The organism is Bradyrhizobium sp. JYMT SZCCT0428 (assembly GCF_018131075.1).
GTDB lineage: Bacteria > Pseudomonadota > Alphaproteobacteria > Rhizobiales > Xanthobacteraceae > Bradyrhizobium.
In genome coordinates this window covers 24,241-31,355 of sequence record NZ_JAFCLS010000072.1, presented here as the reverse complement: position 1 = coordinate 31,355, position 7,115 = coordinate 24,241, and the positions used below count along the sequence as shown (strand labels likewise).

Annotated in this window: 8 protein-coding genes; 3 read left to right on the top strand and 5 right to left on the bottom strand. The window is 62.8% G+C overall.

Features of this window, described 5'->3' with window-relative positions; genetic code table 11:
• Positions 1-448: 448 nt before the first annotated feature.
• Positions 449-826 carry a hypothetical protein gene (locus JQ575_RS39955; protein WP_212038657.1) on the top strand — a complete coding sequence of 126 codons (378 nt, stop codon included), beginning with the start codon at positions 449-451 and terminating at the stop codon, positions 824-826.
• 8 nt (positions 827-834) lie between these two features.
• Here the strand turns inward: JQ575_RS39955 and JQ575_RS39950 are convergent, their stop codons facing one another.
• Entirely contained in the window at positions 835-2,481 is a 1,647-nt protein-coding gene (locus JQ575_RS39950; protein ID WP_212038656.1) for a winged helix-turn-helix domain-containing tetratricopeptide repeat protein, read from the bottom strand.
• 158 nt (positions 2,482-2,639) lie between these two features.
• On the opposite strand from JQ575_RS39950, the gene JQ575_RS39945 reads away from it, so the two are divergent.
• Positions 2,640-2,972, top strand: a complete 333-nt coding sequence (locus JQ575_RS39945; protein WP_212038655.1) for a hypothetical protein — start codon at positions 2,640-2,642, stop codon at positions 2,970-2,972.
• A gap of 55 nt (positions 2,973-3,027) precedes the next feature.
• Complete coding sequence (mddA, locus tag JQ575_RS39940) at positions 3,028-3,801, top strand: methanethiol S-methyltransferase (protein WP_249167214.1); 774 nt, start codon at positions 3,028-3,030, stop codon at positions 3,799-3,801.
• Positions 3,802-3,891: 90 nt separating this feature from the next.
• Here the strand turns inward: mddA and JQ575_RS39935 are convergent, their stop codons facing one another.
• From JQ575_RS39935 to JQ575_RS39920, 4 genes are all read right to left on the bottom strand, one after another.
• Positions 3,892-4,098: a hypothetical protein gene (locus JQ575_RS39935; RefSeq protein ID WP_192740350.1), complete on the bottom strand. Its 207-nt coding sequence runs from the start codon at positions 4,096-4,098 to the stop codon at positions 3,892-3,894.
• Between the two features lie 134 nt (positions 4,099-4,232).
• Positions 4,233-5,432, bottom strand: a complete 1,200-nt coding sequence (locus tag JQ575_RS39930) for a hypothetical protein (RefSeq protein ID WP_212038659.1) — start codon at positions 5,430-5,432, stop codon at positions 4,233-4,235.
• A 5-nt stretch (positions 5,433-5,437) separates the two neighbouring features.
• The gene (locus JQ575_RS39925) at positions 5,438-6,475 is read right to left on the bottom strand and encodes a hypothetical protein (protein ID WP_212038654.1); all 1,038 of its coding nucleotides are present in this window, start codon (positions 6,473-6,475) and stop codon (positions 5,438-5,440) included.
• A gap of 221 nt (positions 6,476-6,696) precedes the next feature.
• On the bottom strand, positions 6,697-6,972 hold the full coding sequence (locus JQ575_RS39920; protein WP_192740352.1) for a YiaA/YiaB family inner membrane protein: 276 nt from the start codon (positions 6,970-6,972) through the stop codon (positions 6,697-6,699).
• Positions 6,973-7,115: the final 143 nt, after the last annotated feature.

The window sequence follows — 7,115 nt, the reverse complement described above, 5'->3', positions numbered from 1 at the left end:
CTGCAACGGGCGCCAGGACCACACGGTTTTGCCGTACGCTTAGTACACGCCATCGTCTCAGCGCAAACCAGCGTCCATCGCAACCCGTCCAACGTCCGTGACGACGGCCGACGCCCTTCTGAGTAGGACGGGATGGCGATAGATGCGCACTGATTTGGGTCGGCCGACAACAGAAATATTTTTGATTTACAGAAATTTTCTACTTGACACGAATTCCGTAAATCAGAACTGATTTGCCCGTCGGGTTGTTTTGTCGCACTTAACCGTCATTGCGCGCGCAGCAATCCATTCCTCGGCTGGGCGCGCCATGGATTGCTTCGCTCCGCTCGCAATGACGCGGATATCCGAATCGAGCTGTCATTCCGGGGCTCGCGCTACCGCGCGCCCCGGAATGACGACATGCGAAAGTCGTGATATGAGTGACAGCCAACTCGCACGGGAGCAGGTTGTGAAAGCATTCGGTCTGGCGGTCATGCTGGGCGTCATGGTGACGCTGGCACCGGCGCGCGCGCTCGAGGTGAGTGGCACTTCCGGCTTTCTCGGGGAATGGGAAGTGACTGCCACCGTCACGGAAACGGCATCCGGGCGCATCAGGGACTACCGTGGCCCGCTCGTGCTGAAGCATATCGGCCTGTGCACGCAGGACGGCCCGGTGGAGAAAAAGGGCGAAATGCGCCTGCAGATTTCGGCTTCGTCCCAATTGAACGCGACATTGTCGATGCCGGGCACCGAATGCACGGCCAGCGGACCATTGTCCGATGGCTACAACGGCACCATGACCTGCTCCGACAAGCAGGTCATACCACTTCGGCTGCGGGTGAAATAGCCGCTTTCCTAGCCGCCGGTTATGCCGGCGACGCGCAGGCCCGCGACGAACCGGTCGATGAAGCCCTGATCATTGCAGAAGAAGAGCTCGTGCCGCGCGGTATCCGTTTTGTAGCCCGGCTTGCGTTGCAGCAGTTCAGCGGCCACGGCTTCGGCCTGCGCCTTTTCGCCGAGACGGCCGAGCGAGGCTGCCAGGGTTGCAAACGCCCGATACGGGACATTGGGCTGCCGGGTTGCCCTGCGGGCAAACTCGACGGCGATGTCGTACTCACCGAGCGAGAAATGCGCCCAGGAGCGCACGTGGTGGAAACTCCATAGATGGCTGTCGCGCGGACTGAGCATGGTCGCTCGATCGAGCAGCGTTTCCGCTTCGATCTCCCGCCCGTACCACAACAGATTGAACCCTTGCGCAAAATACCCTTGCGCAAAGCTTGGATTGAGTTCCAGCGACAGGTCGATCGCCGCCAGCGCTTCATCATTCTGACGGGTCAGGCACAGCGCACGGCCGAGGGCGCAGTGACAGAAACAATCGAGGTCGTCGAGCGCCACGGAGACACGCGCCTGGCGCAACGCCGTCTCCAGCCGCGCCGGGCGATCCCTGGGCTCGTCATACAGCGAGCGCTGAACGTTGACGTAGGCGAGCGCGCCATGGCCGCGGGCAAAATCCGGATCGGCTTCGATCGCGCGCCTGAAATAGGCCTCCGCCTGGTCAAACCCCGGTGTGGTAAATCGCCATAGATTCCATAGGCCGCGCTGGTAGCAATCCCAGGCATCCAGGCTTTCCGGCGCCTTGCGGGCAGCCAGCTGCTGCTCCACCTTCGACAGCTCCGGTTCGATCGTGGCCGCGATCTGCCGTGCCATCTCCTCCTGGATGTCGAAGATATTCTCGAGCTGAAGGTCGTATTTGTCGGACCAAAGCTGTTTTCCGTCCGCAGCCCGGGCCAGTTCCGCCGTGATCCTCACCGCGTCGCGACTCTTGCGAACGCTGCCGGACATCACATAACTCACGCCGAGCTGGGCACCGACCTCACGCGCATCGACCACGCGCCCCCCGAATCCCACCGTCGAGTGGCGCGAGATCACGGAAAGCCAGCGATTGCGCGCCAGCAGGCGGATGATGTCTTCGGTCAGGCCGTAGCTGAAATAGTCGTTCTCCGGGTCATTCGACATGTTCTCAAACGGCAGCACCGCGATCGACGATCGCGCGATGGCTTCCGCCTTCACGGCTTCCGAGACGACATCGTCGAGATGAGACACGTCGGTGGCAATCGAGACCCGCGCGGCAGCGACACCCGCCGACGCGGTATCGTCAGGCGCAAGCCTGACCGCATCGGCATCCGACGCTGCGACCGCCTGAACATCGCCGACGAACCGGAAGCCGCGCCGGTGCAACGTCCTGATGAAAAGCTGATCCGTTCCGTTGTCGCCAAGCACGCGTCTGGCGCCATTGATGCGGCTGGAGAACGCGGCTTCCGAGATCACCCGGCCATTCCAGACCGTGTCGATCAACTCATCCTTGCTGACAACCCGGTCATGGTTGCGCACCAGGTGAACAATGACATCGAAGACCTGGGGCTCGATGTGGACGGACACGCCCTCGCGGCGCAGCTCGTGTTGGCCAAGGTCGATCTCGAAATTGGAAAATCGGTATTTCATTACCACCTCAGCGGAGGCCACGCCACAATCCCAGGCATTGCAGATCGAAATCAACCTCTGGCGGAGGAAAAACCAACGTCTCCTGAAGGAGTCCGCCAAGCGTGAGGGCGCATCTCAATTTACAGACGGGTCAAGGATCATACAACCGGAGACGACACATGATCGGCTCATCTGATTTCCACGCTTACGGATATTCCGCCAGACGGCCCGTTGCCGCACGGCAACGCGGCCAGCATCATGCAATGTGGGCGCTTGCGCCGTTCCAGTCCACGACGACGCCAACCCTGCTGAGGAAGATCCTCGTCCTGGCTGCGCGCCTGAGGCGATTCCTCAATGGCCAGGTGGCCGCCGCGATCGCCCACCATGAGCGAGAGGCCGCGTCAATCGCGCAGCGAAAGCTCGATCAACGCCGGCTGGACAAGACGCGGATCTACTGCGGCCCGATCGACCAGGTCCTGGCAGCAGCGAGGCAGCGCAAGCGCGCCGCCTGAACCGGCTTGAACGAAGAGATTTCCGAGCAACTGCATATTTCAAAGGAGACTGAAGATGTCGATTACGATGCAAACAAGTACGCCTGCCGCCATCCCTTCCTTTGCGATGAGAATGCTCGCCCTCTGTTACGGCGGCCTCGCCTATCTGATTTTCCTCGGCACTTTCCTGTACGCGGTCGGCTTCGTCTCGCGACTGGTCGTCCCCAAGACCATCAACACCGGCCCGACCTCTTCGCTGTCGACGGCGTTGCTGATTAACCTGGTGCTGATGTCGATCTTCGCCGTGCAGCACAGCGGGATGGCGCGGCAGGGCTTCAAAAGACTGTTCGCGCGCTTCGCCTCACCGGCGATCGAGCGCTCCACCTATGTCCTGCTCGCCAGCCTCAGCCTGATCCTGCTGTTCTGGCAATGGCAGCCGATGCCGGCGGTGGTCTGGAACATCGAAGGGCCGGTGTTCGCCGGCGTCGTGACCGCGATTGGCTTCATGGGCTGGCTGATCGTGCTCTACAGCACCTTCCTGATCAGCCATTTCGAGCTGTTCGGATTGACGCAGGTGGTGGCGCATTTCGCCGGACGCATGACCGCGCCCATCGCGTTCAGGACGCCGGGGCTGTACAGCCTGATCCGGCATCCGATCTATCTCGGCTTTATCATCGCCTTCTGGTCAACGCCTGTCATGACGCTGGGGCATTTGCTGTTCGCGTCCGTGACGACGGCCTACATCTTCGTCGGCATCTGGCTGGAAGAGCGCGACCTGGTCGCGTTCTTCGGCTACGAATACCGCAAATATCGCGAACGGGTCGCCATGCTGCTGCCGGGCCTGTTCTGAGCAAGGCGAGCGAACGCGCCATGCATTAGTCGGAGCGGCCTGCCGATTGTCCGGCGGGCCGTTCGCGTTGTCAGAGAAGGACGACGGTTTTCAAAGCGTCTCTTGCTTGTGGCCGCATTGCTTGCAGGCGAATTTGACGCGGGTGGCGCCCTTTTCGGCCTGCAGACGGTTTGGCGCGCCGCATTTCCCGCAAGTTGTCTCGATCCGCGTATTGCCCTGCTTGATGGTCAGGTTTCTCTTTTCCATGGTCTCGCGGATCAGGCGCTCGGCCTCCTCGCGCATCGCTTGCTTGTCCATCAGCCGCACCTGTCATGAAGAACGCTTGCCGCGCACGTTGGATTGTAGATTGTGAGCATGATCTCCTCGGAAAACCGGTAACCACTTTTCCGGATCATGTCTGTCAGGCACCTAACACATTTAGATGTCGGCCGTCACGCCGCTTCCGGCGTCAATGCGAGGATGCGCCGCACCAGCGCGAGCGCGGTTTCGGTGGCGGGATCGGCGGAAATGACGGGAACGGCCAGCACCAGCAGGTCGACCGGTTCATGCGACAAAATAATCACATGCGTGGCATTGCCGGCCTTCATCAGCGACATCAACCGTTCGACCGCGAGATCCGTCGCGGCAAGGCCCCATGGCGCTTCGGGACGGCGCAACACCCGGCGCGTTGAGAGCAGGTTCCGCAACAATGGCGGATCGTAGGCGGCAAGATCGCTTTCGCGGTAGCGCCGGGCACTTTCGAACATCGGATGGCGAGCCAGTTCCGCGATCAATTCGTCGCGGGTACCGGCTGCGGACGCGGCGACAGAATTCAAAACGCCCGGCACTTGGGCTTCGAACAGCGCACGCAAGGTGTCGGTCATCAGGCCGATGGTCAGCACGCCCGCAATCGCGATCGCGCAGAAGCGCATGATTTGCGCGGCATCGACATCCGGCGACACGCAGGCGGCTGCCGCACCAAGCAAAGCGGAACTCACCAGCCGCAGCGCCGTCATCAGGATACCCTGACGCCGCGTTTCGGTGCCGCCACCTGCGATCAGGACGGCGGTGACGACCAATAGCGCGCCGAGCGCGCCAAGCCGGACCGGCATATCAGGCGCCAGCGCCTGATAATCCGTGACGATGAAGGGGATCACGATCAGCGCGCCGGCCGCGAGCCGGCCGATGCTGCGGTTTTCGGAGGCCAGCAGCGAGGTACGGTCCCGCGTCGCCAACAGCCACGCGCAAACGACAAATCCCGCAAGCTGGAATATCGCCAGCGCGATCGCATAAGGCCTCGTGTAGTTCTCCAGCCCGAACACGCCGCCGAGGCCGATCACGACGGCGCCCGCCAATGCCGCGATCTTGGCCGCACGCGGCGCATGACGCCGCAAAATACCTTCGGTGACAATGAGCGCGCCGAGCGGCAGCAGCGCTGCCGGAATCAGCGACAGCCGGTCGAGCAGCGCGCTGCCAGTCCACCACGCCACGCCGCGCGCGAAGAACAGCAGCGCGACGACGCCGAGCAGCAAGAGCAGGCGCAGGGTTAGCGGGCTTCGGGGATCGCGCCGGTACAGCGCGAACATCGCGACGCAAAGCCCGAGCGCGCCGCAGAGATTGACGATGGAATCGGCGATCACGCCTGATGACATCGGGCTCATCGGCCGCTCCCTCGCGGCCGCAAGGTACCGAAGGCGCGCGTATCGTCCATCCAGTGCAGCAGCGGCAGCACCAGCCGTTGCAGCGCCAGCACGGCGGAGGCCGCCAGCAGCGCCGGCATCGAGCCGGCCGGCACCTCGCGCTGCAGATAGCGCCGCGCGCCGGCGAGATCGACGCGGCCGAGCTGCAGCACGTCGTCGCCCCTGGCGTAGTCGAGTTCGCGCAGGCAGAACGCGTTGTATCGCTCGTCGCGATGCTTTGGCGCGACGTTCCAGGTTTTCTTCAGCGCGTCCGACCCGCCGGTATAGGCGTCGGTGATGACGAAGCGCCCCTCGTCGAACCCGGCCTCGTCGCCGACGCCGAACACCGCGCGATGGTGCCGCATGATGCCGCGCGCCAGTTGCAGATGGGCAAAGCTCTGCCGTGCGCCGGCATCGGCCGAGGGGTAGACATCCGAAAACGTGTCGCAGACCATGCCGAACACGGAAGGCACCTGCGTGACGTTCGATATCCATTTGGGACGAAAACCGTCGCGGGCGAACAGCACCAGCGTGGTCAGGCCGTAGAGCACCCAGGACAGCCCCTGCCCCTGCACGTCAGGATCGACCATCACGAGGCCGAGGTGGGTGACCTCCTGCTCCTCGCCGTCGAGCTCGACGGACATCACCGACAGCGCGTTGAAGGCGATCGGGCGGCCGGTGGCTTCTTCACGGATCAGCGTGACGATGGCGCGCGACAGGCGTTCGCGCTCGCCGGAGAAGATGCCGTAGGTGAGGCTGCCGGCCGGCAGGGTCTTGCCGGCGACGGTGCGCAAATCCGCGACCAGTGCGTCGAGGTCTTGCTGCGGCAGCGACAGGCCCGGGCTTTCGACGATCCGCGTCTGCAGGCCGGTGTGGGTGCGCAAGGTGAGATCGATGGTTTCCTGCGAGAACGCTTTTAGCCAAAACGCTACGTAGCCGGGCAGACGTCCGGCGACAGCGCGGACCTGCCCAAAACCATGACGGATCGCCGAATTGCCGCTCCAGAAAGACGCCATGCCACCTGCCCGCACCCGATCCGGATTTGTGCGCCGGGCCCGTTAAGGAGCCATGAGTGCGGCACGTTGCGGTGGCGAGAGGGTAAACGATGTGTTGGCGACGTCAAACAATCCGCAAGGCAAAGATCAAGGCAGACATCGTGCCGGACAGACAAACGGCGGATGCCGAAGCACCCGCCGTCTGCCTTCGCCAGCCACGGCGCTCAGGTAACGTGGACTGATTACGTGGATTTGGAAACTTCCATCAGCAGCCGCTCCGCCTTGGCGTCTTCGAGACGGTTCACCATCCGGTCGCTTTCATGCATGTCGCGCACGGTCTTGGTCAGGGTGACGCAGCACTGCACGAGCATCAGGATGCCCATCGTGAGATAGCCCTTGATCCAGAGATCGACGGGCAGGAAGTAGACGCCGACGGCGACCATGAAGGCCGAGGCCGCGAACGAGACATAGGTGAAGGTGACCCACGCGTTGCTGTGGTGCTGGACATTCTGGTTCATGGCGCCATCCTGCTGATGCGGCTGAAGTGAAGGGCCGGTCCGGACCGGTGACGTGAATCCCGTTGCGGAACTTCCGCCAGCGACTTCTGCGCCCGCGCCGGTTAAGGAGGTATGATTAAGGCACCCTCAGGTTGAGCAAGGGT